The organism is Hydrogenophaga sp. BPS33 (assembly GCF_009859475.1).
Taxonomy (GTDB): domain Bacteria; phylum Pseudomonadota; class Gammaproteobacteria; order Burkholderiales; family Burkholderiaceae_C; genus Hydrogenophaga.
This window is the reverse complement of record NZ_CP044549.1, coordinates 2271017-2297147: the sequence shown is the minus strand read 5'-3', so window position 1 is coordinate 2297147 and position 26131 is coordinate 2271017. Positions and strand designations below refer to the sequence as shown.

Genomic DNA, 26131 nt, shown 5'->3' with positions numbered 1-26131 from the left:
CGATATGAAGGAACATCCCATGAACACGAACCCCACCAACCGCCGCCACTTCCAGCTCAGCCTGCTCGCCCTGCCCTGGGCGCTTTCCGCCCCCGTCGCGCAAGCGCACGGCGACACGCACGGCAAAGCCGCTGCACCGGTGGTGAAAGAGCAAAAGCCCTGGGGCATCGCGGGCGACGCGAAAGCGGTCAAGCGCACGGTCGACATCCGCATGACCGACGACATGAAGCTCAGCCCCAACCACCTCGACGTGCGCCAGGGCGAAACGCTGCGCCTGCGCGCCCTCAACCAGGGCAAGGTCATGCACGAGATCGTGCTCGGCACCGGCGCGGACCTGCAGGCGCACGCCGACATGATGAAGAAGCACCCGGGCATGGAACATGACGAGCCCTACATGGCGCACGTGCCACCGGGCCAGCGCGGCGACATCGTCTGGACCTTCAACCGCGCGGGCGATTTCGAATTCGCCTGCCTCATCGCCGGCCACTTCGAAGCCGGCATGCGCGGCACCATCCGCGTCAAGCCTTGACCAATTCAGGAGAACCCACGATGCAAAGAAGACATCTGCTCAGCGCCGCCATCGGCCTGCCCCTCTCCGCGGCCGCCTGGGCGCAAGCCAAGGCCCCGACCCTACAGGTCTGGAAAGACCCCAACTGCGGCTGCTGCAACGATTGGGTCGCGCTGATGCGCGCCGATGGTTTCCAGGTGCAGCTGTTCGACAGCGGCAACACCGCCATGCGCCAACGCCTGGGCATGCCGGCGAAGTTCGGGTCGTGCCACACCGCGCTCGTCGACGGCTATGTGATCGAAGGCCATGTGGCGGCCAGCGAAATCCGCCGCTTGCTGAAAGAAAAGCCCCAGGCACTCGGCCTTGCCGTGCCCGGCATGCCGGTGGGCAGCCCGGGCATGGACGGCCCGGTGTACGGCGAGCGGCGCGATGCGTACGACGTGCTCCTGGTCCAGCGCGACGGCAGCACGCGCGTGTTCCAGCACCACGCGGGCGCTGCGGCGTCTCAGGGCTTCAAGCGCACCTCGAACGACGCAGCAGCGAATGCGCTGCCGCCCACCGACGCCGAAGTACGCAGGGTGGACACCGCCGCCGGCAAGATCACGCTCAAGCACGGCGAGATCAAGAACCTGGACATGCCGCCCATGACCATGGTGTTCCAGGTGCGCGATCCGGCGCTGCTGGCCAACGTGAAGGCTGGGGACAAGGTGCGCGTGACGGTGGACAAGGTCAATGGTGCGTATACGGTGATGAATCTGGAGCCTGCGCCTTGAATCTGCGGCAAGTCTCTTCAGTTTCTTGGTCCGTCGAAGGTCGCCTTTGAGTCGACTCTCACAGGTCGAAAGTTGCCCAGGCGGGCATTAGACAATCGCCTTCGCGTAAACGACGGAGTCCAGCTCTATGACCTCCACGCTGAGCTGCGTGGACGGGCTGGCAATCCTCGGCAGAGCGCCAGTCAGCACATTCAATAGGGCCGATGCGAGCGAGCCGCGGGTTTCCGATGTCCTGCCAGAGATGAGTCGAAGAGTGACATGCATGAACGCCGCCGTTTGGATGCCATCGCCGACCAGGAAATCCTCAAGCCGGAGCGCCCGGCTCTTGATGTCCGGGCCGTCGAAGTGGCCGCTGTCCAACAATGTGGCGTTGAGCGACACGAGTGCTTGCCGCACGTCGAGCCCTGAGAGGTTGCCCGAATACTCAAGTGTCAGGTGAGGCATCTCAAGCCGCGATCAGACGTTGTGTAGAACGCTTGGCATCGACGTTTCTCGAGGTGCCGCTGCACATGGCCACACGCAGCGATTCAGCCCTTCTCTTCAGGGCGCGGTTCATTTCGTCAAAGCCCTCACGGATTGAGGTCGTCAGCGAGTCCTTGGCAAGTCTGACAAGGAGCCCTGAGAAGACCTCCCCGTGAACAAACCTGACCCGGTCGGTCCCCATTGGCTCGAGCCTGAAGTAGTGCTCTCCATCGAACAACCCAGGCACGAGGAATCGGCCCAGCCAGCGCAGTTCGCGCCCGCTGGTCACCGAAAGCACCCGGGGCTTGAAGCTAACGCTGGCGGAGCCAGGCGGACGGATGGACACCCGCACACGTTCCCCTGGAACGATTGATCCCTGGATGTTCGACATGAACGTGTTCCATTCAGGGTAGGCGTCGAAATCCAGAAGGACCGACCAAACAAGCACCGCCGGCGTGTCAATCTCAATCGACGTTTCGATATTCAGTTGCATCGCTGACTCCTCAAGTGGCCTCCAGCTTAGGCAGTCTTCGGCGCGAACGAAATGACTGTGCAGAGCATTCAAGGTGTCAATGAGACTTGCTCATTCTCCTGGATTGACGACATGAATGATATTACTGTCGTGGCAACAACAGGAGAGCCCGATGGCCGCAACACTCGACTTCACGGAGCACAGCTCACCCCTTGGCGCCAGGGCTGGCGAGGCGTTCGGACGGGCAGAAGGTAGCGCCCCTTCCTATGACGTCCCCGGCAATGCCTCGCGCGGCATCCCCTCCGCAGAGGGTCTCGCCCTGCTCCGCGATGAGGCCGCCTCGTTCGGGAACGCTCCAACCGGCGAAATCTGGCGAAGCAACTGATGCTGTACTCCTTGTCTGCTCTGCTGGGCGGTGTCGCCGTGGCCATCCAGCTGGTCATGAACGGCCAGACTCGCAACGCCCTTGGAGGTCCGCTCTGGGCAGCTCTCGCAAACAACGCGGTCGGCCTCTTCGGACTGGGCTTGACTCTGCTGTTGATGGGCGCCCGCCTCCCAGGGGAGGCATCTTTGCGGTCCGTGCCACCGCTGTACTGGTGCGCCGGCCTCCTGGGAGCTGCCTTCGTCACCATGAACGCCGTCGTCGCACCGAAGCTGGGCCTGGCCGCGACGTTCCTGCTGGTGCTCTCAGGCCAACTCGCGGCTTCACTCTTCATCGACCATTTCGGTTGGTTCACCGGGACGCCCAAGACCGCCAGCTCCACGGTGCTGCTCGGCGTCGCTCTTGTCTTCGTCGGCGCACTCCTGGTCGTTCGCGCTCGCTAGCCCTCAACTCATTTAGGAACACGACATGCCTATCCCGACCCTTCGAGTCGCGCGCCCGACGGACAACATCGACGCGTTGCTTCCGTTCTATCGAGACGGCCTGGGCCTCTCGGTGCTCGGTCATTTTGAAGACCACGCCGAATTCGACGGGGTGATGCTCGGCCGGCCCGGGTCGCCCTACCACTTCGAATTCACTCATCAGCGTGGGCACGAAGTCGGCCGCGCTCCGACACAGGACAACTTGGTCGTTTTCTACCTTCCAGAGCGCGATGACTGGGAAGCCGCTGTGTCGCGCATGCGCCGTGCCGGATTCGAGCCTGTACCGTCCTACAACCCGTACTGGGACAGCATGGGGGTCACCTTCGAAGACGCCGACGGCTATCGGGTTGTCCTCCAGCTCGCCCCTTGGCGGGACGCGGTCTGACACATGTCGACTCGGAGCTCCGCTATGCTGTTCTCACTCCATGAACGCTGCACCCAAGCTTCGCATCGCCCGACCGACCGACGACCCGCAGGCGCTCTTGCGCTTTTATCGGGACGGGCTCGGACTCGAGGTTATCGGCGGCTTCCAGGACCATGCCGGCTTCGATGGCGTGTTCCTCGGTCGCCGAGGCTGGCCCTATCACCTGGCCTTCACCACCCACCGCTGCCATCGAGCCGGGCGGGCGCCTACCCAGGAAAACCTGCTGGTGTTCTACGTCCCGACGGCGGCCGAGTGGCAGGAAATCGTCGACCGGATGACGGCCATGGGCTTTGTCCCGGTGCCGTCCATCAATCCGTACTGGGAGACCAACGGCAAGACATTCGAGGATCCGGACGGGTACCGCGTCGTACTGGAGTGCGCGCCCTGCCTAACTGGCGAGGCGTAGCGCGGTCTCAGCGCGACTTTCCTGTCGGGCGCAGTCGTCGTCCCAGCGAACGGCCCTCGGCCAACGCCTGCTTTCCCTGCAGCGCGAGCGTCCGGCAGCAGCACTGCACCAAGGTGTCGGCGTCGGAGCGAGCATGTGTCACAGCGACGATGTCCATCAGAGGAAGGTCTACCGGTGGCTTGAACACCGCGAGCTGCTCGGCGAGTTCGGGCCGAAGCGCCAGAGCCGTGCTGGTGATGGTCAGGAGTCTGTCGGTGCCGATGACCAGTTCTGGAGCGAGGATGAAGCTCGGCACGGCCAACGCGACGCGCCGGCGCAGCCCACGCCGCTCCAAACATTCGTCGACCGTACCCCTGGCGTCCCCGCCTACGCTGACCAGCACATGGGGTAGCTCCACGTATGTGCTGAGCGTCAGGCCCTTGGAGACGCGCGGGTTTTCCTTCCAGGCGACGGTGACGAACGGATCCTGCAGCAGCAGCGTCTGTCGCAGCCGACCGTGGTCCAAGGCGGGAAAGACACCCACCGCCACATCCAACTTGCGTTCCTCGACCTCGGCCAATGCCTCGACGCGCGGTCGGTTGCTGACGCGCAGGTTCACGCTCTGGTGCTCGGCGGACAACCAATGAGAGAGCCCGCGCAGGAATACCGCGACGCCGTAGTCGGACATCGAGACGTGGAGTGCTCTCGGAACGGGGGAAACGGCGCCCGGCCGCAGACGAAAGACGTCCTCTGCGGCTTGCACGGCCTCGATGACCCGAGGAGCCAGCTGCGTCGCGCGCTTGGTGGGCCTGAGTCCCTTGGCGGTGCGTTCGAAGAGCTCGTCGTCGAAGCGGTCACGCAGGCTGCGCAGCGCATGGCTCACCGCGGACTGGGTTACGCCCAACTTGGCAGCCGCCCTTGTCACGTGCAACTCCGTGAACAGGGCAGCAAACACGCTGAGGGCGTTGAGGTCTGTTCTAGCCATAAGGCGATCTCTGTCATATGAACACCATTCATGCTATCAGCCAAACAGATGAAGACTCTTGCCTAGATGAGGCATGTGAGCTGAGGAAGACCTGAAGATGGAAGCAACAAAGTCCAAGACATACCGAGTTGCGCGGGCCCGCAACTTCACGGCCGAGCGGGCCTGGGGAGCGACCGACATCGCGGAGATGAACGGCATCACGATTCGCCTGCACTGGACCGACGCCCCCTACAAGTGGCATGTGAACGATGGCGACGAAGTGTTCGCAGTGCTGGATGGTCACGTGGACATGCACGTTCGGGGAACGGAAGGAGTCGAAGTCGTGGTCCTTGGGGTCGGCGACGTGTTCTACGCATGCGTTGGATGCGAACATGTGGCACATCCACAGGGAGCTGCGCGGATATTGGTCGTGGAGACGAAGGGCTCGGTCTAAATGGCCACTGTCGAGACACCTGGTCAAAGCGGCAGAACCGGCTTCATCGACCGATTGCGCGTGGTGCTAGCAGCCCTGGTCATCGCCCACCACGCGGCCATCACGTACGGTGGCGCGGGTTCGTGGTTCTATCGCGAAGTGACCGATGCAGGCCGACCCGGCAGCTTGCTCCTGACCTTGTTCTGCGCAGTGAACCAGTCCTTCTTCATGGGCATGTTTTTCCTGCTGGCGGGGTACTTTACACCGGGCTCGTTGCAGCGAAAGGGCCTTCGGCGCTTCTTGTTGGACCGCGGCGTCAGGCTCGGCGTGCCATTGCTCGTGTTCGGCTTCGTTCTGGGTCCGATGGCTGTCGCGCTTGGCTGCATCCCCAAGGGCCAATCGGTGTTCACCCCCTGGGGGGACTGGCTTGGTTCCGGCGCGTTCGTGTTGGGGCCGTTGTGGTTTGCCTGGGCCTTGCTCCTCTTCACGCTTGCCTGGATCCTTTGGTCTCGAGCTAGTCCACGGACAGCTTGGCCTAGGTCGGGCACGCAAGCATCCATGCCAAGCGGGCCAAACTGGCTTCTGAGTGCCGTGCTTGTCGGCCTTGCCGCGTTGGGCATTCGGCAATGGATCCCCGTGGGGCAGAACGTGTTGGGGCTCCAGTTGGGCTACTTTGCCTCCTATGTCTTCCTGTTCTTCCTGGGCTGTCGCGCGTCGGCCGGTCGCTGGCTCGAACGAGTGAGTCTGGAACGGGCACGGGACTGGGGTCTCGCGTCGCTAGTAGCGATTCCGCTTCTGCCGCTTGGGGCGGTGCTGTCTGGAGCAATGGACGGGAAGGCCGTCGACTTCAATGGTGGACTGAGCGCAGCCGCAGTCCTCTATGCCCTTTGGGAGCCCTTCGTCGCCTGGGGCATCATGGCCGTCCTGCTCGTTCAGTTCCGTCTGAGATTCAATGTCCCCAGCCAGCGCTGGAAGCGTTGGGGCGAGGAGGCATATGGCGCATTCTTCATCCATGCACCCGTGGTTGTGGCTCTAAGCGTGCTGATTGCGCCTTGGCCACTACCTTCGCTGCTCAAGTTCCTGCTGGTTAGCGTGTTTGGCACAGCACTTTCCTTCCTCTTGGCCCGGACACTGCGAGCACTGCCCGGTGTCACTCGCGTACTCTGAAACATCCATGTAGCGTGGATGCCTTGCATGGCTCTTTTGCCGGCGCAGCAACGGCATCGACCTGGGGCGTTCGCAGTGAATCGGAAGCAGCGGCGCGAGACAGGCCCGACGGCTGGCGAATGTCGCGGATAGGCCCATAGCGGGCCTACAACTTTATTGCCGGTAGACGAAGAGCATGTACGCGATGAACGCGGCGACGGCGGCGAGCGCTACCCAGTAGGCAACCCGCTGCCTTTTGGTCAGCGCCCGGTACTTCTCTTCCGACATCGTTGGCCCAGCCATCTCGCCCTTCCTCTCGGTGTCAACCTGCTCGGTACGGACCGTCCGCTTCTGGCCGCATTCTGCCTGCCACCGTCGGCCTCCGAATGCCACGACAGCCATCAACCGGCTTCGTTCAGCCATAGCGGACGATGTTGTAGCCCTCCTCCACTGTAGGCGCGACGAAGTGACTGGTGATTTGGTCGAACTCGGCATCCGTCGTCTCAAATGGATGTTCTCCCGAGAGGTTGCGAGCACGCAGGCGCGCTTTGCAAACCTGGTCGGGAACATCGAGGTAATGCAAGCGATGGGTTGCCCCGGCTTTCTCGTAAATGCCGCGAGCCCAAGCTCGCGTGGTGACCGTGTTCGAGGGGAAATCGAGCACCACCGACATGCCGGCTGAGAGGATTGCCTCAATGTGGCCAGCCATCGCATCGCGCAATCGGCGGCGTCGAGATCGAGGTCGCGGCGGACCTGAAGCGCCCTCACGGCTTTTTCACGCCACCATGCCCGGCATGTCCAGCCCTCGAGTCCGTGCCGTGGTCGGCCAACTGGGCATCGAACCATCGGTGCAGTGCCGACACCAGCGCTGTGTTCGCCGTGGTGTATCGAAGTTCGGCCCCTTCTTTGAGCTCTGCGTATGTGATGGTGATCTGCCCCGAGCGGGCCGCCTTCAGTTCGGCCAGGCCGGGCATGTACTGGCCGTGAATGCGCGTCGGCCCGGAAAAGTCGCCCTTCAGAAACTGTTCGCGGATCTCCCGCAGGTGCAGGCGTGTCAGCTTCACCTGTTCGGCGTCGCTGGCGTCCTTGACCACCACCTGTTGAATGCCGCCCTGGTTCGTCTTGCTGAAAATGTGGGTGGTCGCAGCGAGACTGAAGGGCATGACGTCTTTGCCGCGCTGCGCCACGTCTGCCTGTCGCTGACCATGGGGCATGTTGGCCATGTGGGCACCATGATCCATGCGGCTGTGATCCATGGCCTGGGCATGAACGCCTCCCACGCAAGAAAAAAACACTGCCGAAGCGATGGCGGTTTTGAGCATGTCGTTGTTCCTGAATGAACGCAAGTTGATGAAGGCGATTGTCTGCAGGAAGATCGTGCCGTCATATGATTTGAATCACACGACCCACCATTCACATGAACAAGCCGATCACGCTCCCCGACACGCTGCGCAAGCTTCTTCCGCCCAGCCTCACATCCGTGGCGAGTGGTGTCGATTTGCGCAAGGGCGAGAAGCTGTTCCGTCAGCGCCAGCGTCCCAGATACATGTTCTTCGTTGTGCAGGGCGAAGTCGTGCTGGAGCGTATAGGTGAACAAGGCGCACCCCTGGCTCTGCAGCGGGTACGCCAGGGTTTCGTGGCAGAGGCCAGCCTGCAGTCGGGGAGTTACCACTGCGACGCGGTGGTGACCGCGCCGGGCCGTGCAGTGGCGCTGCCCATCGAACCCCTCAAGACCGCACTGACCACCGACTCTGCGTTCGCGTTGCGCTGGATCGCCATGCTCAACGCCGAAGTGCGCCGGCTGCGGGCGCAGTGCGAGCGCATGTCGCTCAAAGGGGTGGGCGAAAGGCTGCTACACATGATCGAGACCGAAGGTGTGGGTGGCCGCTTGCACATTGAGTCGGGTCTCAAGTCACTCGCCGCTGAACTGGCTGTGTCCCACGAGGCGCTCTACCGCGCCGTGGCCGTGCTTGAGAAAGACGACACGGTGTACCGCGAACAGGGCTTCATTGCCGTGGCGCGTGGCCAGAACACGGTTACGGCAGCAGAATGACTTGCTGACTTGCATGCACGAGAAAGGCTTGGACTCGGCTGCTGCCTGCCCGCTGTTCGCAGCACAAGCGCAAGCCGATAAAACCATCAACAGTTCGCTGGATGGCCAACGACGGGATGCGAGAAAGATCGCGCACCGGCAAGAAGAGCAGGGATTGCTCGGCATGAAAATCCGTACATTCGCATGGTTGGTTTCAACTTTGCCACCCCAACCTTCTCATGGGATCCGACTGGCCGAATTGGTTGATGAAGCCCTTCCCGAGAAATCCACCCATGACGCCCCACCCACCAAACGACGCAAACCAACGCGCTGAAACGGCCAACCGAGGTTCAACCCTGGAGGTCTTTCTGGCATTCCTCAAACTCGGTCTGACCTCCTTTGGCGGACCCGTGGCTCACCTAAGCTACTTCCGCACCGAATTCGTCGAACGCAAGAAATGGCTGGACGACAAGAGCTACTCAGACCTGGTGGCTTTGTGCCAGTTCCTGCCGGGTCCGGCGAGCAGCCAGGTGGGCATTGCGCTGGGCATGGGCCGGGCGGGCTGGGCAGGTGCCTTGGGCGCCTGGCTCGGATTCACCTTGCCGTCGGCCATCGCACTCATTCTGTTTGCCTATGGCGTGACGCAGTGGGCCGGCCTGGCCGCGTCGGGCGCCGTGCACGGGCTGAAGGTCGTTGCTGTGGCGGTAGTGGCGCAAGCGGTCTGGGGCATGGCCAAGTCCTTGTGTCCCGATCGGCTGCGCTCGGGGCTGGCGGTGGTTGCGGCCTTGCTGGTGCTCGCCGTGCCCACCGCGCTGGGCCAGATAGCCGCCATCGTCGTCGGCGGACTCGTGGGCCGCTGGGCATTGCAACTCGGCCATTTGCCGCCTGCCCAGCACCGCGACTACGGCGTGAGCAAGCGGGTCGGTGCGTTCTTGCTTTTCCTGTTCGTCGCGCTGCTCTTCTTGTTGCCAGCTGTTGCAGTGGCCACCGGCTCACTGGCTGCTTCGGCCATTGCCGTGCTCTACAACGCAGGTGCGCTGGTATTTGGCGGCGGTCATGTCGTCTTGCCTCTGCTCCAGGCCGGCGTGGTTCCACCCGGCTGGGTCGGCAACGACGCCTTCCTCGCGGGCTACGGGGCTGCGCAAGCCGTGCCAGGGCCTCTCTTCACCTTCGCCGCGTACCTCGGCGCTGTGATGCCGGCTCCACTGGGGGGCTGGGTGGGCGGGCTGGGCTTGCTGCTGGCCATTTTCCTGCCGGCCTTTGTCCTGGTGGTGGGTGCGTTGCCGTTCTGGGAAAGCATTCGACAACGCGACTCGGTCCAGAGAGCCATGGGCGGCATCAACGCGGCCGTGGTGGGCGTATTGGCGTCGGCGCTCTACGACCCCGTGTGGACCAGTGCGATTCAGTCCAAAGCCGACTTTGGTCTTGCCTTGGCAGCGTTCGGGCTTCTGGTTTATGGACGGGTTTCACCTGTGTACGTTGTCGCAGGCGCTGCGCTCGCTGGTTGGGGCATGGCGCTCTGAGGTGGTTCAGGCAGAACGAGAAGGTTGAGGAGAGTCAACTTGTGCGGTAATTCCGCACATGTTCGGCAAGGGCGTTTTCCCGGTCTGCAACGTGGCATGAGAAATCCCGAACCGGTCGTGCAGCAAGTTGGTCAGATTTTTCAGGAATGTGTCGTCTGCAGCGCCAGCCGGCATCACCAGATGCGCCGTGAGTGCAATTTTCTGGGTGCTCATGGCCCAGATGTGGAGATCGCTCACCTGGCTGACGCCGGGTTGACTCGCCAAGCAAGCGTGCACCTCCTGAAAGTCGATGCTGTCCGGTACGCCATCAAAGAGCATGTGGAGCGATTGGCGGAACAGATTCCATGTGCCAGCCAGAATCACCACAGCGATCAACAGGCTGGCCACTGGATCGAGCCAGGTCCAGCCCAACCACAGCGTCAACGCACCGGCCACCACCACACCAGCCGACACCAGCGCGTCGGCCGCCATGTGCAGAAACGCTCCGCGGATGTTGAGATCGGACTTGCCGCCGCGCATGAACAGCAAGGCCGTGACCGTGTTGACCACGATGCCGATGCCGGCCACCACCATGATGGTCACGCCTTCGGCGCCCGCCAAAGAGTCGGGCGACGTGAGCCGACCCACCGCCTCCCATATCAGCGCGCCCATGGCCACCAGCAGCAGCAATGCATTGGCAAAGGCAGCGAGGATGGTTCCGCGCTGCCAGCCATAGGTGTGCCTGGGGTTCGGGCGCAGCTTGGTCGCCAGCGCACCACCCCAGGCCAGGACCAGCCCGGCCACATCGCTCAGGTTGTGGCCAGCGTCGGCCAGCAGGGCGAGCGAGTTGATCTTCCAGCCGTAGAACGCTTCGATGGCAACGAATGCGAGGTTGAGGACGACGCCGATCGCGAAAGCGCGGTTGAAGTTGGCAGGTGCGTGGCTGTGGTCGTGGGTTTCATTCATGTGAATGTTTGTTTCGAGCGGACGCTCAGCCGACCATGCACTTGAGTGGATCCACCACGACGGCCTTCTTGCAGTCAAAGTCGAAACGGGAAACGGGTCGGCTGCAGCCCGTGACACAGGTGCCACAGACGATACACGCTTCTTCCATCACCTCTCTTGATCATGCAGGCCGACAGCGCAGCCAGCAGCAGCTCGGCTGGGTTGAACGCTTCGGGATTGCCGGCCATGTCGGTGTCCAGCGCAATTTCGGCGCTCTTGCAGTGGGACAGACTGCCGTGCGAGTCGATCCGCCGGGACTCGACGTGAAACTGCAGTTTGGGAGCCGTGTCTGGCATGTTGGCTTTTAATTCGGCATCGAGGGACTTCGTCGCACACCGCATGCGCCCGACGGTTCATGCAAAGATCAGCCTACGCCAGTTGTGACGTGGCCTGTTTGCGCTGCATCAAAACGTCAGCCGAGCAGGGTGCGAACTTGACAGCGCCAGCAGCTCACACATCGCGAATCATCTGTGGGTTGGAGCAACAGCGGATGTCTTGCTGACCAATCCGGACAGGGCCGCGAATCCAATCGGCGGGACCGTCAGCCACGGAAGCACGAACAGGCGTTTGGCCAGTCCAGCGTGCATGCGTTGCATCTGTTGGCGTTCTCCTGCCAACCGGGCAGTCAGCAACGGATCCTTCGTGCCTGCCGCCAACACGCTCTTGTTGAGCACCCAGGCATAGGGTTCGATCTGCGCGCGCCGGAGATCGTCCTGCAACGCTGCTGCTTGTGACACGGGCGTCGCTTCGGGCAGGGTGACCAGGATGATCTTGGTGAACGTTGCGTCCTGCAACCTCATCAAAGGCGTCACGATCCGTGCCGAACCGTGCCCTTCGAATTCGCGCGTCATTTGTCGGTGGTAGGCGCCAGTGGCATCCATCAACAGCATGGAATGCCCGGTGGGCGCGGTGTCCAGCACGACGAAGGCACTTCGACCCTCGCTGACGATGTGCGAAAACGCGTGGAAGACTGCCACTTCCTCGGTACAGGGCGATTGCAGGTCTTCCAGCAGCAGGGCTTGTTCCGCCGGATCCAGGCCGGGAGACCGAGCCGCCATGATCTTGTCGATGTAGCGCTGCGTTTCAAGCTTTGGGTCGATCCGACTCACCTTGAGACCGTTCACGTCGCCGCTCAAGGTGCTCGCCAGGTGGGCGGCCGGATCGGTGGTGCTCAGGTGCACCGTCTTACCGCGCAGGACCAAGCCCAGGGCCAACGCAGCCGCGACCGTTGTCTTGCCCACGCCCCCCTTGCCCATCACCATGATCAAACCGTGTCCGGCCATCGCCAGCTCGTCCGCCAGCGCGTCCAGGCCTTGAAGATGTGTCGTATTTTCTGCTGCGGCCATCGGGCGCGGGGTGATCGGACTGCTGCCAGGCGCGAGCAGCGCCCGCAGTGCGGACAGACCGACCGTGTCAAAGGGTCGAAGGGGCACGAGGTCTTGCGGCAGCGCACGCAGCGATTCAGGCATGCCATCCAGCGCTTGCTTGCCCAGGTCTTCGATGGCGCGGGCCACCGCATCGGTCCGCTCGCTTGCGTGGAACACGCCGTTGATGGCCAGCCTCTGGTTGTCCAGCCCGAGCTCGTGCAGCTCTGCCGACGTGCGTGCGGCTTCGGCAATGGCGCCCTTGTCCGGTCGCGTCACCAAAATCACCGTGGTCTTCGAAGGATCGCACAAGGCATCAAGTGCTGCCTTGAACCGCACCTCCTGCATTTTCAATCCGGAATGCGGTCCCAGGCACGAGGCGCCCCTGTCGTTGCCCTCCAAAAACCCGGTCCAGGCTTTGGGCAGACTGAGCAGCCGTAGCGTGTGACCTGTGGGTGCCGTGTCGAAAACGATGTGGTCGTAGTGCTCGACACCTTCGGACAACAGGGAAGAGAACTCGTCGAAGGAAGCGATCTCGGTGGTGCAGGCGCCAGACAACTGCTCTCGCACGGTAGAACGCTCTTCTTCGGTGCTGCCCGCATCCATCTGTGCCAAGACCCGCTGGCGATACGACTCTGCTGCGGTGTCAGGGTCGATGTTCAACACCGACAAGCCAGGCGCACCAGGCACAGGCACAGGGGTGTTGCGAAGTTCGATTCCCAACATTTCGTCCAGGTTCGACGCAGCATCGGTGCTGACGAGCAACACTTTTTTGCCCGCATCCGCCAGGGTCAGCGCGGCGGCCGTCGAGAGAGACGTTTTGCCCACCCCACCTTTGCCGGTGAAGAAGAGATGTCGGGAGGGATGATCGAGAAATCCGGCGGAGGGCGACTGAAGCCATGCGCGGACAGCCTCATGGGAAGGCAATCCGCCGTTGTGGACGATCCTCCCGGCGACGATGACGACCGGTGTCCCCGTGCCGCCCAGGTGAAGAATCTCCTGAGGATCCTCCACTTTGGTGATATCCACCTTCACAGCCACGTCCCGGGCGACTCGCTCAATCATCTCAATGGTGGCGACACACTGGCTGCAGCCTGGACCCAACACTTTGATTTCCATTTGATAGCGCTCCACGTTTTCCGCAGCATTGCTCAGCGATCGACCGAGGTCTGTGTTTTCTCACCCATAAGCCACCAACGACGGGGCCATCATAGGTCGGCGGTTTCCAATCTTTGCATTTGAGCCGTCACCATGCTGTCATGATCGCGTGCGATACTTCAACGATTATTGAATCAATGTATCACGCTGGATAGGAACGACATGAAAGTTGGCATCAACGGCATGGGCCGCATCGGTCGCCTTGCCCTGCGCGCCGCCCTCGGCGCAGCCGAACGCGAAAGCACCGATCCGCGCGCCGGCAACCGGCTGCAGGTGGTGCACCTCAACGAATTGAAAGGCGGCGCTGCGGCCACCGCCCACCTGTTGGCGTTTGACAGCGTGCAGGGCAAATGGCGCGCCGACATCGAAGCCGAGGGCGAAGAAGCCATCCGCATCGACCAGCAGCGTTTGTCGTTTTCTTCGCACGCCTCACCCGGCGACATTCCCTGGGGCGAACTCGGCGTGGACCTGGTGCTGGAGTGCACCGGCAAATTCCTCACGCCGGAGACGATCCAGGGCCACCTGGACCGGGGAGCGAAGCGCGTGATCGTGGCCGCGCCGGTGAAGACCGGCGGCGTGCTCAACATCGTGGTGGGTGTGAACGAAACGCTGTACGAGCCAATGCGTGACCGCATCGTCACCGCCGCGTCGTGCACCACCAACTGCCTCGCGCCAGTGGTGAAGGTGGTACATGAGGCCATCGGCATCCGCCACGGCCAGATCACCACGCTGCACAACCCGACCAACACCAACCTGGTGGTGGACGCGCCGCACAAAGACCTGCGCCGCGCGCGCAGCGCACTGATGAGCCTGGCGCCCACGACCACCGGCAGCGCCACCGCCATCGCGTTGATCTACCCCGAACTCAAGGGCAAGCTCAACGGCCACGCGGTGCGCGTGCCGGCACTCAACGCCTCGCTGACCGACTGCGTGTTCGAACTCAAGCGCGAGACCACGGTGGACGAAGTCAATGCGTTGTTTGCCGCTGCGGCACAGGGTCCGCTGGCCGGCATCCTGGGCTACGAGACACGCCCGCTGGTCAGCGTGGACTACGCACGCGACACGCGCTCCAGCATCGTGGACGCGCCCTCCACCATGGTGACCGACGGCACGTTGCTCAAGGTCTACGCCTGGTACGACAACGAGATGGGCTACGCCTGCCGCATGGTCGATCTGGCCTGTCACATGCACAAGGTCGGTATCTGAAGATGAACACCGCCGAGCGCAACTACGCCATCGTCACGACCGCCTACTGGGGCTTCACGCTCACCGACGGCGCGTTGCGCATGCTGGTGCTGCTGCACTTCTACGGCCTGGGCTATTCGCCGTTCACGTTGGCGTTTCTGTTCCTGCTGTACGAAGCCGCCGGCATCGTGGCCAACTTCGTTGGTGGCTGGCTGGCCACGCGTTACGGCATCACCCGCATGCTCACCGTGGGCCTGGTCACGCAGATCACCGGCTTCACCGTGTTGTCTTTCCTCGATCCCGCCTGGAGCGCGGCGATGTCTGTGGCCTGGGTAGTGCTGGCGCAGGGCATCTGCGGTGTGGCCAAGGACCTCACCAAAACCGCGAGCAAGTCGGCCATCAAGGTCACGGCCGACCAGGCGAAAAGCCAGGGCTCGGGGCAGCTCTTCAAGTGGGTGGCCTGGTTCACCGGCAGCAAGAACGCCATGAAGGGTGTGGGCTTTTTCCTGGGTGGCTTGCTCTTGCAGACGCTGGGCTTTCAGCAGGCGCTGTGGGCCATGGCGGCGCTGCTGGCGCTGGTGCTGGCGGGCGTGGTGACCTCGCTGCCGCAGATGATGGGCAAGAGCAAGGCGTCGAAGTCGGCCAGGGAACTCTTTGCCAAGAACACCGGCGTAAACGTGTTGGCCGCGGCGCGTGTGGTGCTGTTCGGTGCGCGTGACGTGTGGTTTGTGGTGGGCGTGCCGGTGTACCTGTATTCGCAGGGCTGGACCTTCACCATGGTCGGCACCTTTCTCGCCGCCTGGACCATCGGCTACGGCGCGGTGCAGGCGATGGCACCGGCCTTTGTCAAACGCAGCACCGACGGTTTGAGCACCGAGGTGCCCGCAGCGCGGCTGTGGTCGGCCTTGCTGGCGCTGGTGCCCATTGCACTTGCGATTGCCGTGGCGCTGAACGTGCCGCACCTGCCTTGGGTGGTGGTGGGCGGGCTGGGCGTGTTCGGCTTTGCTTTCGCGGTGAACTCATCGGTGCACTCCTACCTGGTGCTGGCTTACGCGGGCTCGGAGAAAGCGGCCGAAGACGTGGGCTTCTACTACGCCGCCAACGCGCTCGGGCGCTTCAGCGGAACGCTGCTCTCGGGGCTGCTCTACCAGTGGGGCGGGCTGCTGTATGCGTTGCTGGGCTCTGCGCTCATGTTGATCGTGTGCTGGCTGGCCACGCTCAAACTGCCGACCCAAGCCACCTTGCAACACACCACCGCCTGAAAGCCATTCCATGGACGAAACCCTCGCCGTCAAATCCCTCGGTGCCCTGGCGCAGGAGACGCGCCTGCGCATCTTCCGTGCGCTCGTGGCGCAAGGGCCCCAGGGCCTCACGCCGGGTCAGCTCAGCGAATCGCTCGGTGTGGCCAGCACGGCACTGTCATTCCATCTCAAGGAACTCAGCCACGCCGGGCTGGTGTCGCAGGAGCGCGATGGCCGCTACCTGATCTACCGCGCCGAGTTCGGCGCCATGAACGACTTGCTGCAATTCCTCACCGCGCACTGCTGTCAGGGCGAGCCCTGCGAAATGACGACCTCTGTTCCCGTCTGCACCACCTGCTGAAAGACTCCAAATGACCAAGCTCACCTACAACGTCCTGTTCATCTGCACTGGCAATTCGGCGCGCAGCATCATGGCCGAGGCCATCCTCAACCAGCAAGGCGCAGGCCGCTTTCGCGCATGGAGCGCGGGCAGCCACCCGGCCGGTGCGGTAAATCCCTACGCCATCGACCTGCTGGAGCGCAACCGCTTCAAGGCAAATGATCTGCGCAGCAAGAACTGGAGTGAATTTGCTACCGCTGATGCGCCGCACATGGACTTCGTACTGACGGTGTGCGACAAGGCTGCGGGTGAGGTGTGCCCGGTCTGGCCAGGGCAGCCCATGTCGGCGCACTGGGGCGTCGAAGATCCCGCTGCTGTCAAAGGCAGCGACGAGGTCATCCACCGCGCCTTCAACGACTGTTTCATGGTGCTGAGCCGGCGCATCGCCTTGCTGACCGTGCTGCCGATTGAAAAACTCAACAAGCTCGCGCTCAAACAAGAGCTCGCACACATCGGTCAGGTCAAAGCCTGATGGGACTCTTTGAGCGATATCTCTCGGTTTGGGTGGCGCTGGGCATTGCCGCGGGCGTGGGCCTGGGCCTGATCGTGCCATCGGGTTTTCAGGCTGTGGCGGCGATGGAAGTTGCGCAGGTCAACCTGGTGGTGGCCGTGTTCATTTGGGTGATGATTTACCCGATGATGATCCAGATCGACTGGAACGCGGTACGCGATGTGGGCAAGAAGCCGCAAGGCCTGGTGCTCACGCTGGTGGTCAACTGGCTCATCAAGCCTTTCACCATGGCGGCACTCGGCGTGCTGTTCTTCCAGTACATCTTTGCGCCCTGGGTCGATCCGCAGTCAGCCAGCGAGTACATCGCCGGCATGATCTTGCTCGGCGTGGCGCCCTGCACGGCCATGGTGTTTGTGTGGAGCCAGCTCGTCAAAGGCGATGCCAACTACACGCTGGTTCAGGTGTCGATCAACGACCTGATCATGGTGGTGGCGTTTGCGCCCATCGCGGCCTTTTTGCTCGGCGTGACCAACGTGACCGTGCCCTGGGAAACGCTGCTCCTGTCCACCGTGTTGTATGTGGTGCTGCCGCTGGTGGCCGGCATGCTCACGCGCCAGTTCTTGATGCGGCGCGGGCCGGCAAGCGTGACCGCGTTTGTTGCCGCGCTCAAGCCCTGGTCGGTGATCGGGCTGATTGCCACCGTGGTGTTGCTGTTCGGCTTTCAAGCCGAAACCATCGTGCGCCAGCCGCTGGTCATCCTGCTCATCGCGGTGCCACTGGTGCTGCAGACCTACGGCATCTTCTTCATCACCTGGTGGGGTGCCCAGTGGCTCAAGCTGCCGCACAACGTGGCCGGCCCGGCCTGCCTGATCGGCACCTCCAATTTCTTTGAACTGGCGGTGGCCGTGGCCATTTCGCTCTTCGGGCTGAACAGCGGCGCGGCGCTGGCCACGGTGGTTGGCGTGCTGGTGGAGGTGCCGGTGATGCTGTCACTGGTGGCGCTGGTCAACGCCTGGCGGCCCTCCGACCAGGGCTTGGGTGCCTGAGGCCATGAGCACCATCACGGTCTAGGAGCGACGAACAACTTCTGGACTTTGTCGGCCAGCAAGATGGCGAACCCGTGATCAACGAACAAGGACAAAGTGTCAAAGCCGCTCCATGACCTGCCCCAGGCCGACGCTGCCCATTTCAGGGTGCCCGACCCACAACGTTTGCGCACCAACCTGGCCAGCAGCCATGCGCCCAGGATCCTGCTGCTCTACGGTTCGTTGCGCGAGCGCTCTTTCAGCCGCCTCGTGGTGGAGGAATGCGTGCGCCTGCTGCAGGCCATGGGCGCCGAGGCGCGTGTGTTCAACCCCGGCGGCCTGCCCCTGCCCGACGACGCGCCCGACACCCACCCCAAGGTCGTCGAACTGCGCGAGCTGGCCGCGTGGGCCGAGGGCATGGTGTGGTGCTCGCCGGAGCGCCACGGCGCCATGACCGGCATCATGAAAGCCCAGATCGACTGGATCCCTTTGTCCCTGGGCGCGGTGCGACCCACACAGGGGAAAACGCTGGCCGTCATGCAGGTCTGTGGCGGCTCGCAGTCGTTCAATGCCGTGAACCAGATGCGCGTGCTGGGCCGCTGGATGCGCATGATCACCATCCCCAACCAGTCGTCAGTGGCCAAGGCGTTCCAGGAGTTTGATGGCAACGACCGCATGAAGCCCTCGCCTTACTTCGATCGCATCGTCGATGTCATCGAAGAACTGGTGAAGTTCACCTGGCTCACGCGCGACGTGTCGCCCTATCTGGTGGACCGCTACAGCGAGCGCAAGGAATCGGCCGACGACCTGATGATGCGCGTGAACCAGAAGGCCATCTGAATCTGAAGGGTTGCCAACCAGTTCGACGCGAATGCGGATATCTTGCTGGGCACCCATCGCTGCCAGCCGGTAGTGACGCCGAGGTCGTTAAGTACAATGGCGCAGTGCAACATACCCTCGCAGCCTCCCTCAAGCACCCGGTGTCCTACCCCGGCTGGGGCCTGCCACGGGGCTTTTTCTGCTCGGTGACTCCACCGTAGTTTCCCAGGGCTGCCACGCGCCCTACGTGCTTCGCCTGACCAGCATCAGTTGGTCACACCCCTCTTGCAGAGCTTTCTGCCTTCGCATCACCGCGAGGGCCATTTCCCAATGTCACTTCAAACACTACGCCAGGACTGGCTGTCCAACGTGCGCAACGACCTCCTCGCGGGACTGGTCGTCGCCCTCGCACTCATCCCGGAGGCGATTGCCTTCTCCATCATCGCCGGGGTGGACCCCAAGGTGGGCCTTTACGCCTCCTTCTCCATCGCCACCATCATTGCCTTCACTGGGGGCCGACCGGGGATGATTTCCGCAGCCACGGGTGCCATGGCCCTCCTGATGGTGACGCTGGTGAAAGAGCACGGGCTCGAATACCTGTTGGCCGCTACGGTGCTCACAGGGATTCTCCAGGTCATCGCTGGGTGGGTCCGCCTGGGTGCCTTGATGAGGTTCGTTTCGCGCTCGGTCGTGACGGGCTTCGTGAACGCCCTCGCCATCCTCATCTTCCTCGCCCAGTTACCGGAACTCACCAACGTGACGTGGCACGTCTACGCCATGACGGCGGCGGGTCTAGGCATCATCTACGGCCTACCCTACATCACCAAGGCGGTGCCATCCCCGTTGGTCACCATCGTCGTGCTCACCGGGGTGGCCATCGCTCTGGACCTCGACATCCGAACCGTGGGCGACATGGGTGACCTCCCCGACAGCCTGCCGATGTTCCTCATCCCGAACATCCCGCTGACCTGGGAGACGCTGGCCATCATCTTCCCGTACTCGCTCACCCTCATGGTGGTGGGCCTGCTGGAATCGCTGATGACCGCGACCATCGTGGACGACCTCACGGACACCAAGAGCGACAAGAACCGCGAGTGCGTGGGCCAGGGCGTTGCCAACATCGCCACGGGCTTCATCGGCGGTATGGCGGGCTGCGCCATGATCGGTCAGTCCATCATCAACATCAAGTCCGGGGGGCGTGGTCGGCTGTCCACGCTCACTGCTGGTGTCGTGCTGCTGATCCTGGTGGTGTTCCTGGGGGACTGGGTAGCAAAGATTCCCATGGCCGCATTGGTGGCCGTGATGATCATGGTCTCCATCGGCACCTTCAACTGGGGCTCCATCAAGAACCTGCGCGAGCACCCCAAAAGTTCCAGCGTGGTGATGATTGCCACCGTGGCCGTCACCGTGGCCACCCACGACCTCGCCATGGGCGTGCTGACCGGGGTGCTGCTCTCGGGCGTCTTCTTCGCCCACAAGGTCGGGCAGGTCCTGCGGGTGAAATCGCAAAGCGAGGACGAAGGGCGCACTCGCACCTATCAGGTGATCGGGCAGGTGTTCTTCGCCAGCGCCGACCGTTTCTCCAACGCCTTTGACTACAAGGAAGTCATCGACAAGGTTCGCATCGATGTGAGCCGTGCCCACTTCTGGGACATCACCGCCGTGAGCGCCCTGGACAAGGCGGTCATCAAGTTCCGCCGCGAGGGAGCGGAGGTCGAAGTCATCGGCTTGAACGAGGCCAGTTCAACCATGGTGGACCGCTTCGGCATCCACGACAAGGATGGCGCGCAAGACATGCTGATGGGCCACTGAAGGAGAACACCAGATGAACGAAGACAAGAAAGTACTGGCCTGCGTGGACCAATCGAAGTACGCCTAGAGCGTGGCGGACTACGCCACCTGGGCGGCCCGGCGGATGCAGGCCCCGATGGAACTGCTTCACGTCATCGACCGGCACCCGCGCCTGGAGGCCGTGCAGGATCACAGCGGGGCCATCGGCTTGGATGCCCAGGAGAACCTGCTCAAGCAGTTGAGCGACGAGGACGAGACGAGGACGCGCGCGGCCCGGGAAGTCGGCAGGGTGTTCCTCAACGGCCTGCGGGAGCGGGCCATGGCATCGATGGCTCCAGCGTGACCCGCCAGGGCATCCAGATGATTGCGGGAAGCCCGCTACTCAAGCGGTTTGCCCATCCACCTGCTCATGGCGGGAAAGCCTCAGGTTCAAGGGCCGAAGCAGATCAAGGAAGCCCGCAACGTGCTGGAGGCGGTGGGCTTCCAGGTCTCGATGGAGGCCCACCGGGGAGACCCGCAGGCCGTGATTGCCGAGGCGGTGAAGTCCCAGCCAAACCTCACGCCATGCTTCTGAGACTGCAGTCCGTCGAGCCCCCAGGCGATGAAATCACCACCGCATCTCGAGCCCCACCCGCACTTCCCGAACGCGCACAAGTTGGCACCCCCTCCCCCACCGACTCCGTGTAGATAAAGTTACTGCAAGCCGCCACAAAAGCCCGTGGCGTTTGCCGTCCCCCAAACCCGTACACCCGCACACCTGCGCGCCGCAAGGTGAACGCCAGTGGTGTGAAGTCGCTGTCGGATGACACGAGGCACACGGCATCGAACTGGCCGGTGTGCACCAGCTCCATCGCGTTCAGACAGAGCGCGATGTCGGCTGCGTTCTTGCCGCGGGCGTAGGAGACGAGGTGCACCGCCTCGATCGCGTTGCGGTTCAGCACATTGCGGAAGTTGCGCATGTCAGGCCGCGACCAGTCCGCAAAGGCGCGTTTGACCTGCAGCGTGCCGTAGCAGGCGCAGCGCAGCAGGATGGCAGGGATGAGTGTGTGGGAAACGTTCTCCGCGTCGATCAACACGGCGAGTCTTTGTTGCTTGTTCGCACGCTTCGCCATTCGGCCTTCTCCCATTGCGTTCGTTGTTCATGGAACAGCCGACGCCACGTGACAGAGTGGCGGCGGCCCGAACGGGCTGAGAACCGGGGAATTTCTCGCGAAAAGCCGGCAGGCCTTGCGGCCTCCCGCCCGAGCCGCCAAAAAGCATGCACGAACGAAGAAGGCCGCTGTACCAGCGGGCTGAACAGCGGCCTTCGGGCCGCGACAAATTCCAACGGGTTCTCAGGCCCGACTCACCCTTCGTGAGCGGGAGCGACTTTACCTCAACGCATCGCAAGCATCCAAGGCATTGAGCAAGAAATCTTCACGCAGCGCGAATCGGCCACGGGGCGGTGGCGGTGCCCATACACCCCACGGTTAACGCCTTGCTACATCCCACCAGACAGGCAGACCGGGCACGCCGTGCTAATGTCGCGCCCATGCCCAAAACCCTGCGATACACCTTGCTGTCGCTGCGCGAAATGCTGCTGTCCGCAGGCCCGTTCGCGTTTCTGACCATCGCCCTGCTCTGCCTCACCTATTGGTGGCTCAACCCCACGCCGCCCAAGCGCGTGGTGCTGGCCACCGGGCCGGCGCAAAGCGCTTACGACGAGTTCGGCAAGCGCTATGCCGAAGCGCTGGCGCGTTACGGCATCACCGTCGAGCTCAAGCAATCCGAGGGCTCGTCGGCCAACCTGGAGCTGCTGCGCAACGGTGAAGCCGACCTGGGCTTCGTGCAGGGCGGCACGGCCGACATCGGCTACGACGACGAAGATTCGATCGTCTCGCTCGGCAGCCTGTTCGTCGAACCGCTGTGGCTGTTCTACCGCGAAGACTCGGCGCAACGCCTGCACAAGAAGCCCGTGGTGACCAAGCTCTCCGAGCTCAAGGGTTGGCGCGTCAACGTCGGCACCCCCGGCAGCGGCGTGCCGCGCCTCTTCACCACGCTGCTCGACGTCAACCGCCTCCAGGCGTCCGAACTCAAGCTCAGCGAACTGGAGCAGACGCCGGCCACGGTGGCCTTCCTCAACGGCGAGCTGGACGCCGTGGTATTCGCCTCCGCGCCCGAGTCGCTGATGGTGCAGATGCTGCTGCAGACCCCGGGCATCCGCCTGCTCGACTTTGCACAGAGCGAAGCCTATTCGCGGCGCTTTGGCTACCTCACGCCGGTGGTGATGCCGCAAGGCGTGGTGGACCTGGCCGCCAACATCCCGCCGCGCAACGTGCGCCTGGTCGCCTCCACCACCAGCCTGCTCGCGCACAGCGACACGCACCCCGCCATCCTGCAACTCTTCGCGCAGACCTCCACCACCTTGCACGGCGGAGCGAGCTGGTTCAGCAAGGCGCGCGAATACCCCAGCCTGGAACACAGCGAAGTGCCGATTTCATCCGAGGCGCAGCGCGCCATCAAGAGCGGCCCACCGTTCCTGCAGCGCTACCTGCCGTTCTGGCTGGCCAACATGATCGAGCGCGTGTGGCTGGCCATGGGCCTGATCATCGTGCTGGCGTTGCCGCTCTCGCGCATCGTGCCGCCGCTCTACGCCTTTCGCATCCGCTCGCGCGTGTTCCGCTGGTACGCCGAGTTGCGCGACATCGAACAACACGCGGAGAGTGGCAGCGACAGCACAGAGGACCTGCTGGAGCAGCTCGATGCGATGGAGTCCAAGGTGGAGAAGATCGTGGTGCCGCTCTCGTACACAGACGAGCTCTATGCGCTGCGCAACAACATCCACCTGGTCAGGAAGCGCTTGCAGGCGCCCCGCCGCGCGGTGCGCGCCGACGCCGCCGCCGCGTCTTAAAGTCCGGCGAAGTTGGTGGCCTTGGCGCTGTTCAGCCAGGCCTGGCGCGCCACTTCGTCCAGGGCCGCATCCACCACACCGTTCTGGGCCACCACGCGCAGGCGGTCTTGCTCGAGCAGCCGTTCGAAACCGCGCTTGGTCATGGAGAGCGAGCGGCCGTCGCTGCCGGTGAACAGGAACAGTGTGCCGTGCGGGCTGGCCCAGGTGATCTGCCAGCGCGCGGCCTGCCCTTCCTGCAGGATGTCGACCCAGGTGCCCACGGGGATGTCGGTGGTGTGCTGTGCCGCGATCTCGGTCTTCACGTCGGCCCAGTCGCGCTGCATGCGCTGCGTTTCCTGAAAGGCCGGCTGCGTGGTGGTGGGCGGGCCGTCCTTGAACACGTCGTCCATCAGGCAGGAATCGCGCGCCTCGTTGCGCTGCATCCAGGGTTCGTCGTCCAGATCGGGCGGCACGCTGAGCTGTTCGTCGACCGAAGGCGCGTCGTTGCGCTGGGTCTTGTACGCCGCCTCGTGCATGCCCATGAGCGCCTGGAAAAACGCCTCGGTCTTCTCGCGTGGGTAGTCGATCGAGTCCAACCCCTCGCGCAAGGTGCGCAGCACCGTGGGGATGATCTTGACCAGGCGCGGGCGGTTCAGGCTGGCCAGCGCCAGCTGGCTCGACCACATGAGGTCGGGCAGCATGTCGGTGTAACGCTGCGCTGCCGAACGGCCATGGGGCTGTGTGGCCGCGCCCGCTTCTTCCAGGCGCGCCTGTGCGATCACCTGCGACCAGGGTCCGGTGAGAAAGCGCCGCACCACGCCGGGCGTCTTGGGAAAATCGTTGCGCGTGCGAATTTCGGTGGCCACGCGCTCGGCCAGCAGGTTGCGCTGCTCCACCCGCACCAGCGTCTGCACCGCCAGACCACGCGCCTGCACTTGCGCCGGGGCCACGGCGGCGGCCTGCGACCGCTCCAGCGCATCCAGTTGCGCCGGGAAGCGATCCGCCAGGTCGTCGCCCGGCTCGCGCAGCGCGCGCACCACGGCGTGCACCCGCTTGGAAAAGGCATCGAAGCCCGAATCGCGCTCGCTGGTAAAGGCCAGACTGCGCTCGGTGATGGCGTCCAACAGGCGGCGCGCCGGGTTCTGTTTGTCCGAGAAGAAGCGCGGCTCGCTGCGCGCCAGCTGCAGCAGCGCGGGCTTCATGTCCAGCAGCATGTGGCGCACCGGTGCCAGCAGGCGCTCGTCGGCCGCGATGCGCTTGAGCATGAGCGTGACCACTTCGCTGGCCAGGGTGCGGCCCATCGCGTTGTCCGAAGTGGCGTTCGGGTGCTTGGACTTGTCGTTGAGATCGAGGTTGCCCACCAGCAACTGGTGCAGGTGGTCGAGCGTGAGCAGGTTGTCGTCGTCCATCACCTCCTGGACCGACACCGACTCGTCCTTCTGTGCTGCCGCAGATGGGCGGGCAGATGGCGTCTGGCTCACGCCAAAGCCCGCCGGTTTCACGCCCGCGCGCTCGAGCTGCCGGCTCAGCTGGGTATACATGTCGCGCAAGGCATCGCCCAGGGGAATCGCCCCCACCTGCAACCAGCGCGCGCGCACGGCGGCGTCCACATGCACGCTCTTGAGCGACTTCATCAGCGCGGCCACGAACACTTCGACGCGCAGCGGGTTCGCATCGGGGTTCATCACGGACAGCCCCTGGGCGCTGCTCAGGCGCGCGGTCAGCCGCACGAGTTCGTCGTCCACCGCCATCTTCACGACCTGCTGGACCCGCGCCTGTTCCACGGTTTCCTGCACCTGGTCGTCGCCCATGAGCTCCAGCTCGTCGAAGCTCACGGTGGCCGATCGGCGCGGATGGCCACCGGCATCGGGAGCGCTGCTCCCGATCGTGTCACCCAGGGCGGACAGGAAGCGCGTGGCGATCAGGTCGCGGTGCGTTTCGAGCTGGGTGCGGGCCTGCAACAGGCCTTGCCGCTCGCTCAGATGGCTGGCGACAGCCTCGCGTTCCTTGAGCGCACCCTGCAGTTGGCCTACCCAGCGGGGAATCCACGTTCGCGCCTGGACGAGAGCGTCCCGGATGCAGGCATCGAAAGCTTGGTTGTGGTTGACGTCCATGCAGACGGTTCTTTCTCACGTAGACGGTTCGAATGAAGAATTGTCCTCGGCAGTTATACCCAGGAAACAGAAAAAGGCACCCGGTTTTACCGCCAGTTCAAGGTTTTGACATCAGGGTGTGCCAGCCCTCGGCGCCCAGGTCGGTCAAGGTCTGGATATTGCGCTCCACGATGGCTTCGGCATCGCCCGCGTCGGACGCGATCGCGCGCTCCACGCTGTCTTCGCGCAACAGGTGCAAGGTGGGAAACGGCGCGCGGTTGGTCGCGTTGGTGATGTCGTCGGCCTCGGTGCCGTCGAATTGAAACAAGGGGTGAAAGGGCGCCACCTGGATCACGCCTTCGAGTTCGTGCTCGGCCACCACGTCGTCCACCACATTGAGGAAGTCGTTGAACACCTCGAAATCGGGGAACAGCGTGGGGTGTACCAGCAGCGTGGTGTCGATCTGCTCGGCCGGCGTGTTCTGCAGCAGGTCCAGTTCGCGGTCGAGGTCGTCCAGAAACGCGTCCAGGTGCCGCGCCGTGCTCACCACGATGCGCACCTGGTTCTTGACGTACACCGACCGCGCAAAGGGACAGAGGTTCAGGCCGATGACGGCTTTCTCGATCCAGTGGCGCGTGGCGGATAGAACGAAGTCTTCTGTCATGAGGAAACGGCGGAGTGAGGTGAACGGTCCAGAGATGTCGAGGGTCCGGCTCCGCCGGCCCAAGACATCGCCCCCTTGAGGGGGTGACCGCCCGAGCATCG

The 26131-nt window shown here is 63.5% G+C and carries 31 protein-coding genes and 1 pseudogene; 20 read left to right on the top strand and 12 right to left on the bottom strand.

The annotated features are described in order from the left end of the window. Positions 1 to 19 precede the first annotated feature (19 nt). Both F9K07_RS10705 and F9K07_RS32265 read left to right on the top strand, forming a co-directional pair. The gene (locus F9K07_RS10705; protein WP_159592654.1) at positions 20 to 529 is read left to right on the top strand and encodes a cupredoxin domain-containing protein; all 510 of its coding nucleotides are present in this window, start codon (positions 20 to 22) and stop codon (positions 527 to 529) included. A 20-nt stretch (positions 530 to 549) separates the two neighbouring features. Beyond that, on the top strand, positions 550 to 1281 hold the full coding sequence (locus F9K07_RS32265) for a copper-binding protein (RefSeq protein ID WP_159592651.1): 732 nt from the start codon (positions 550 to 552) through the stop codon (positions 1279 to 1281). Positions 1282 to 1368: 87 nt separating this feature from the next. On the opposite strand, the gene F9K07_RS10695 is transcribed toward F9K07_RS32265, so the two are convergent. Both F9K07_RS10695 and F9K07_RS10690 read right to left on the bottom strand, forming a co-directional pair. Continuing rightward, entirely contained in the window at positions 1369 to 1725 is a 357-nt protein-coding gene (locus tag F9K07_RS10695) for a 5-carboxymethyl-2-hydroxymuconate Delta-isomerase (protein ID WP_159592648.1), read from the bottom strand. A gap of 1 nt (position 1726) precedes the next feature. Further along, on the bottom strand, positions 1727 to 2236 hold the full coding sequence (locus F9K07_RS10690; RefSeq protein WP_159592645.1) for an SRPBCC domain-containing protein: 510 nt from the start codon (positions 2234 to 2236) through the stop codon (positions 1727 to 1729). 363 nt (positions 2237 to 2599) lie between these two features. On the opposite strand from F9K07_RS10690, the gene F9K07_RS10685 reads away from it, so the two are divergent. The 3 genes from F9K07_RS10685 to F9K07_RS10675 are packed head-to-tail and all read left to right on the top strand — an operon-like array spanning position 2600 to position 3909. Then, positions 2600 to 3040, top strand: a complete 441-nt coding sequence (locus F9K07_RS10685) for a DMT family transporter (protein WP_159592642.1) — start codon at positions 2600 to 2602, stop codon at positions 3038 to 3040. Between the two features lie 25 nt (positions 3041 to 3065). Next, entirely contained in the window at positions 3066 to 3464 is a 399-nt protein-coding gene (locus tag F9K07_RS10680; protein ID WP_159592639.1) for a VOC family protein, read from the top strand. 40 nt (positions 3465 to 3504) lie between these two features. Beyond that, positions 3505 to 3909: a VOC family protein gene (locus F9K07_RS10675; protein ID WP_159592636.1), complete on the top strand. Its 405-nt coding sequence runs from the start codon at positions 3505 to 3507 to the stop codon at positions 3907 to 3909. 7 nt (positions 3910 to 3916) lie between these two features. Here F9K07_RS10675 and F9K07_RS10670 read toward each other — a convergent pair whose 3' ends face one another. Beyond that, positions 3917 to 4873 (bottom strand): LysR family transcriptional regulator, encoded by a 957-nt coding sequence (locus F9K07_RS10670; RefSeq protein WP_159592633.1) that lies wholly within the window; start codon positions 4871 to 4873, stop codon positions 3917 to 3919. Positions 4874 to 4970: 97 nt separating this feature from the next. On the opposite strand from F9K07_RS10670, the gene F9K07_RS10665 reads away from it, so the two are divergent. Next, positions 4971 to 5306 carry a cupin gene (locus F9K07_RS10665; protein WP_159592630.1) on the top strand — a complete coding sequence of 112 codons (336 nt, stop codon included), beginning with the start codon at positions 4971 to 4973 and terminating at the stop codon, positions 5304 to 5306. Continuing rightward, positions 5307 to 6452: an acyltransferase family protein gene (locus F9K07_RS10660; protein WP_159592627.1), complete on the top strand. Its 1146-nt coding sequence runs from the start codon at positions 5307 to 5309 to the stop codon at positions 6450 to 6452. Between the two features lie 153 nt (positions 6453 to 6605). Here the strand turns inward: F9K07_RS10660 and F9K07_RS10655 are convergent, their stop codons facing one another. From F9K07_RS10655 to F9K07_RS10645, 3 genes and pseudogenes are all read right to left on the bottom strand, one after another. Continuing rightward, positions 6606 to 6854, bottom strand: coding sequence for a hypothetical protein (locus F9K07_RS10655; protein WP_159592624.1), 249 nt, complete (start codon positions 6852 to 6854; stop codon positions 6606 to 6608). Beyond that, a pseudogene (locus F9K07_RS10650) lies at positions 6847 to 7158 on the bottom strand (AAA family ATPase); the annotation flags it as partial. The pseudogene F9K07_RS10650 and the gene F9K07_RS10655, both read right to left, overlap by 8 nt. 37 nt (positions 7159 to 7195) lie before the next feature. Next, positions 7196 to 7753 carry an aspartate carbamoyltransferase gene (locus F9K07_RS10645; RefSeq protein ID WP_159592621.1) on the bottom strand — a complete coding sequence of 186 codons (558 nt, stop codon included), beginning with the start codon at positions 7751 to 7753 and terminating at the stop codon, positions 7196 to 7198. Positions 7754 to 7848: 95 nt separating this feature from the next. On the opposite strand from F9K07_RS10645, the gene F9K07_RS10640 reads away from it, so the two are divergent. Genes F9K07_RS10640 through chrA form a run of 3 tightly spaced genes read left to right on the top strand, consistent with a single transcriptional unit; the run spans position 7849 to position 9986 of the window. Continuing rightward, on the top strand, positions 7849 to 8484 hold the full coding sequence (locus F9K07_RS10640; RefSeq protein ID WP_159592618.1) for a Crp/Fnr family transcriptional regulator: 636 nt from the start codon (positions 7849 to 7851) through the stop codon (positions 8482 to 8484). A 13-nt stretch (positions 8485 to 8497) separates the two neighbouring features. Continuing rightward, positions 8498 to 8797, top strand: coding sequence for a hypothetical protein (locus tag F9K07_RS10635; protein WP_159592615.1), 300 nt, complete (start codon positions 8498 to 8500; stop codon positions 8795 to 8797). After that, positions 8757 to 9986 carry a chromate efflux transporter gene (gene chrA, locus F9K07_RS10630; protein WP_159592612.1) on the top strand — a complete coding sequence of 410 codons (1230 nt, stop codon included), beginning with the start codon at positions 8757 to 8759 and terminating at the stop codon, positions 9984 to 9986. Before F9K07_RS10635 ends, chrA begins: the two co-directional genes overlap by 41 nt. Positions 9987 to 9992: 6 nt before the next feature. Here chrA and F9K07_RS10625 read toward each other — a convergent pair whose 3' ends face one another. From F9K07_RS10625 to arsA, 3 genes are all read right to left on the bottom strand, one after another. Continuing rightward, positions 9993 to 10931 carry a cation diffusion facilitator family transporter gene (locus F9K07_RS10625; protein WP_159592608.1) on the bottom strand — a complete coding sequence of 313 codons (939 nt, stop codon included), beginning with the start codon at positions 10929 to 10931 and terminating at the stop codon, positions 9993 to 9995. Positions 10932 to 11005: 74 nt separating this feature from the next. Beyond that, the gene (locus F9K07_RS10620) at positions 11006 to 11266 is read right to left on the bottom strand and encodes a hypothetical protein (protein ID WP_236581881.1); all 261 of its coding nucleotides are present in this window, start codon (positions 11264 to 11266) and stop codon (positions 11006 to 11008) included. A 168-nt stretch (positions 11267 to 11434) separates the two neighbouring features. Next, positions 11435 to 13453 (bottom strand): arsenical pump-driving ATPase, encoded by a 2019-nt coding sequence (arsA, locus tag F9K07_RS10615; RefSeq protein WP_159592605.1) that lies wholly within the window; start codon positions 13451 to 13453, stop codon positions 11435 to 11437. A gap of 201 nt (positions 13454 to 13654) precedes the next feature. On the opposite strand from arsA, the gene F9K07_RS10610 reads away from it, so the two are divergent. From F9K07_RS10610 to F9K07_RS10570, 9 genes are all read left to right on the top strand, one after another. Further along, on the top strand, positions 13655 to 14698 hold the full coding sequence (locus F9K07_RS10610) for an ArsJ-associated glyceraldehyde-3-phosphate dehydrogenase (protein ID WP_159592602.1): 1044 nt from the start codon (positions 13655 to 13657) through the stop codon (positions 14696 to 14698). 2 nt (positions 14699 to 14700) lie between these two features. Further along, complete coding sequence (gene arsJ / locus F9K07_RS10605) at positions 14701 to 15939, top strand: organoarsenical effux MFS transporter ArsJ (protein WP_159592599.1); 1239 nt, start codon at positions 14701 to 14703, stop codon at positions 15937 to 15939. Positions 15940 to 15949: 10 nt separating this feature from the next. Continuing rightward, positions 15950 to 16279, top strand: a complete 330-nt coding sequence (locus F9K07_RS10600) for an ArsR/SmtB family transcription factor (protein WP_159592596.1) — start codon at positions 15950 to 15952, stop codon at positions 16277 to 16279. Between the two features lie 10 nt (positions 16280 to 16289). Further along, positions 16290 to 16790, top strand: coding sequence for an arsenate reductase ArsC (locus F9K07_RS10595; protein ID WP_159592593.1), 501 nt, complete (start codon positions 16290 to 16292; stop codon positions 16788 to 16790). Then, positions 16790 to 17815: an ACR3 family arsenite efflux transporter gene (gene arsB, locus F9K07_RS10590; RefSeq protein WP_159592590.1), complete on the top strand. Its 1026-nt coding sequence runs from the start codon at positions 16790 to 16792 to the stop codon at positions 17813 to 17815. Before F9K07_RS10595 ends, arsB begins: the two co-directional genes overlap by 1 nt. A gap of 96 nt (positions 17816 to 17911) precedes the next feature. Further along, positions 17912 to 18634, top strand: a complete 723-nt coding sequence (arsH, locus tag F9K07_RS10585) for an arsenical resistance protein ArsH (protein ID WP_159592587.1) — start codon at positions 17912 to 17914, stop codon at positions 18632 to 18634. Positions 18635 to 18943: 309 nt separating this feature from the next. Then, positions 18944 to 20425, top strand: a complete 1482-nt coding sequence (locus tag F9K07_RS10580) for a SulP family inorganic anion transporter (RefSeq protein ID WP_159592584.1) — start codon at positions 18944 to 18946, stop codon at positions 20423 to 20425. Positions 20426 to 20495: 70 nt separating this feature from the next. After that, positions 20496 to 20747 (top strand): hypothetical protein, encoded by a 252-nt coding sequence (locus F9K07_RS10575; protein WP_159592581.1) that lies wholly within the window; start codon positions 20496 to 20498, stop codon positions 20745 to 20747. 66 nt (positions 20748 to 20813) lie between these two features. Then, positions 20814 to 20978 carry a hypothetical protein gene (locus F9K07_RS10570; RefSeq protein WP_159592578.1) on the top strand — a complete coding sequence of 55 codons (165 nt, stop codon included), beginning with the start codon at positions 20814 to 20816 and terminating at the stop codon, positions 20976 to 20978. On the opposite strand, the gene F9K07_RS10565 is transcribed toward F9K07_RS10570, so the two are convergent. Continuing rightward, positions 20962 to 21516 carry an NYN domain-containing protein gene (locus F9K07_RS10565; protein WP_159592575.1) on the bottom strand — a complete coding sequence of 185 codons (555 nt, stop codon included), beginning with the start codon at positions 21514 to 21516 and terminating at the stop codon, positions 20962 to 20964. The two genes, F9K07_RS10570 and F9K07_RS10565, sit on opposite strands and share 17 nt — an antisense overlap. A 419-nt stretch (positions 21517 to 21935) precedes the next feature. On the opposite strand from F9K07_RS10565, the gene F9K07_RS10560 reads away from it, so the two are divergent. After that, positions 21936 to 23294, top strand: a complete 1359-nt coding sequence (locus F9K07_RS10560; protein ID WP_159592572.1) for a TAXI family TRAP transporter solute-binding subunit — start codon at positions 21936 to 21938, stop codon at positions 23292 to 23294. Here F9K07_RS10560 and F9K07_RS10555 read toward each other — a convergent pair. Both F9K07_RS10555 and F9K07_RS10550 read right to left on the bottom strand, forming a co-directional pair. Beyond that, positions 23291 to 25387 carry a DUF1631 family protein gene (locus F9K07_RS10555; RefSeq protein WP_159592569.1) on the bottom strand — a complete coding sequence of 699 codons (2097 nt, stop codon included), beginning with the start codon at positions 25385 to 25387 and terminating at the stop codon, positions 23291 to 23293. The genes F9K07_RS10560 and F9K07_RS10555 overlap by 4 nt on opposite strands. A gap of 97 nt (positions 25388 to 25484) precedes the next feature. Beyond that, the gene (locus F9K07_RS10550; protein WP_159592566.1) at positions 25485 to 26030 is read right to left on the bottom strand and encodes a DUF1415 domain-containing protein; all 546 of its coding nucleotides are present in this window, start codon (positions 26028 to 26030) and stop codon (positions 25485 to 25487) included. Between the last annotated feature and the right edge of the window lie 101 nt (positions 26031 to 26131).

Excerpts from the sequence above, each read along its gene's own strand:
- F9K07_RS10625 (WP_159592608.1), bottom strand. The coding sequence starts at position 10,931 with ATGAATGAAACCCACGACCACAGCCACGCACCTGCCAACTTCAACCGC.
- F9K07_RS10555 (WP_159592569.1), bottom strand. The coding sequence starts at position 25,387 with ATGGACGTCAACCACAACCAAGCTTTCGATGCCTGCATCCGGGACGCT.
- F9K07_RS10610 (WP_159592602.1), top strand. The coding sequence starts at position 13,655 with ATGAAAGTTGGCATCAACGGCATGGGCCGCATCGGTCGCCTTGCCCTG.
- arsA (WP_159592605.1), bottom strand. The coding sequence starts at position 13,453 with ATGGAAATCAAAGTGTTGGGTCCAGGCTGCAGCCAGTGTGTCGCCACC.
- F9K07_RS10570 (WP_159592578.1), top strand. The coding sequence starts at position 20,814 with ATGGCGGGAAAGCCTCAGGTTCAAGGGCCGAAGCAGATCAAGGAAGCC.
- F9K07_RS10655 (WP_159592624.1), bottom strand. The coding sequence starts at position 6,854 with ATGGCTGAACGAAGCCGGTTGATGGCTGTCGTGGCATTCGGAGGCCGA.
- F9K07_RS10600 (WP_159592596.1), top strand. The coding sequence starts at position 15,950 with ATGGACGAAACCCTCGCCGTCAAATCCCTCGGTGCCCTGGCGCAGGAG.
- F9K07_RS10620 (WP_236581881.1), bottom strand. The coding sequence starts at position 11,266 with ATGCCAGACACGGCTCCCAAACTGCAGTTTCACGTCGAGTCCCGGCGG.
- F9K07_RS10560 (WP_159592572.1), top strand. The coding sequence starts at position 21,936 with ATGCCCAAAACCCTGCGATACACCTTGCTGTCGCTGCGCGAAATGCTG.
- F9K07_RS10660 (WP_159592627.1), top strand. The coding sequence starts at position 5,307 with ATGGCCACTGTCGAGACACCTGGTCAAAGCGGCAGAACCGGCTTCATC.
- F9K07_RS10690 (WP_159592645.1), bottom strand. The coding sequence starts at position 2,236 with ATGCAACTGAATATCGAAACGTCGATTGAGATTGACACGCCGGCGGTG.
- F9K07_RS10580 (WP_159592584.1), top strand. The coding sequence starts at position 18,944 with ATGTCACTTCAAACACTACGCCAGGACTGGCTGTCCAACGTGCGCAAC.
- F9K07_RS10635 (WP_159592615.1), top strand. The coding sequence starts at position 8,498 with ATGCACGAGAAAGGCTTGGACTCGGCTGCTGCCTGCCCGCTGTTCGCA.
- F9K07_RS10695 (WP_159592648.1), bottom strand. The coding sequence starts at position 1,725 with ATGCCTCACCTGACACTTGAGTATTCGGGCAACCTCTCAGGGCTCGAC.
- F9K07_RS10595 (WP_159592593.1), top strand. The coding sequence starts at position 16,290 with ATGACCAAGCTCACCTACAACGTCCTGTTCATCTGCACTGGCAATTCG.
- F9K07_RS10675 (WP_159592636.1), top strand. The coding sequence starts at position 3,505 with ATGAACGCTGCACCCAAGCTTCGCATCGCCCGACCGACCGACGACCCG.
- F9K07_RS32265 (WP_159592651.1), top strand. The coding sequence starts at position 550 with ATGCAAAGAAGACATCTGCTCAGCGCCGCCATCGGCCTGCCCCTCTCC.
- chrA (WP_159592612.1), top strand. The coding sequence starts at position 8,757 with ATGACGCCCCACCCACCAAACGACGCAAACCAACGCGCTGAAACGGCC.
- F9K07_RS10685 (WP_159592642.1), top strand. The coding sequence starts at position 2,600 with ATGCTGTACTCCTTGTCTGCTCTGCTGGGCGGTGTCGCCGTGGCCATC.
- F9K07_RS10665 (WP_159592630.1), top strand. The coding sequence starts at position 4,971 with ATGGAAGCAACAAAGTCCAAGACATACCGAGTTGCGCGGGCCCGCAAC.
- arsJ (WP_159592599.1), top strand. The coding sequence starts at position 14,701 with ATGAACACCGCCGAGCGCAACTACGCCATCGTCACGACCGCCTACTGG.
- F9K07_RS10565 (WP_159592575.1), bottom strand. The coding sequence starts at position 21,516 with ATGGCGAAGCGTGCGAACAAGCAACAAAGACTCGCCGTGTTGATCGAC.
- F9K07_RS10645 (WP_159592621.1), bottom strand. The coding sequence starts at position 7,753 with ATGCTCAAAACCGCCATCGCTTCGGCAGTGTTTTTTTCTTGCGTGGGA.
- arsB (WP_159592590.1), top strand. The coding sequence starts at position 16,790 with ATGGGACTCTTTGAGCGATATCTCTCGGTTTGGGTGGCGCTGGGCATT.
- F9K07_RS10670 (WP_159592633.1), bottom strand. The coding sequence starts at position 4,873 with ATGGCTAGAACAGACCTCAACGCCCTCAGCGTGTTTGCTGCCCTGTTC.
- F9K07_RS10640 (WP_159592618.1), top strand. The coding sequence starts at position 7,849 with ATGAACAAGCCGATCACGCTCCCCGACACGCTGCGCAAGCTTCTTCCG.
- F9K07_RS10550 (WP_159592566.1), bottom strand. The coding sequence starts at position 26,030 with ATGACAGAAGACTTCGTTCTATCCGCCACGCGCCACTGGATCGAGAAA.
- F9K07_RS10705 (WP_159592654.1), top strand. The coding sequence starts at position 20 with ATGAACACGAACCCCACCAACCGCCGCCACTTCCAGCTCAGCCTGCTC.
- F9K07_RS10680 (WP_159592639.1), top strand. The coding sequence starts at position 3,066 with ATGCCTATCCCGACCCTTCGAGTCGCGCGCCCGACGGACAACATCGAC.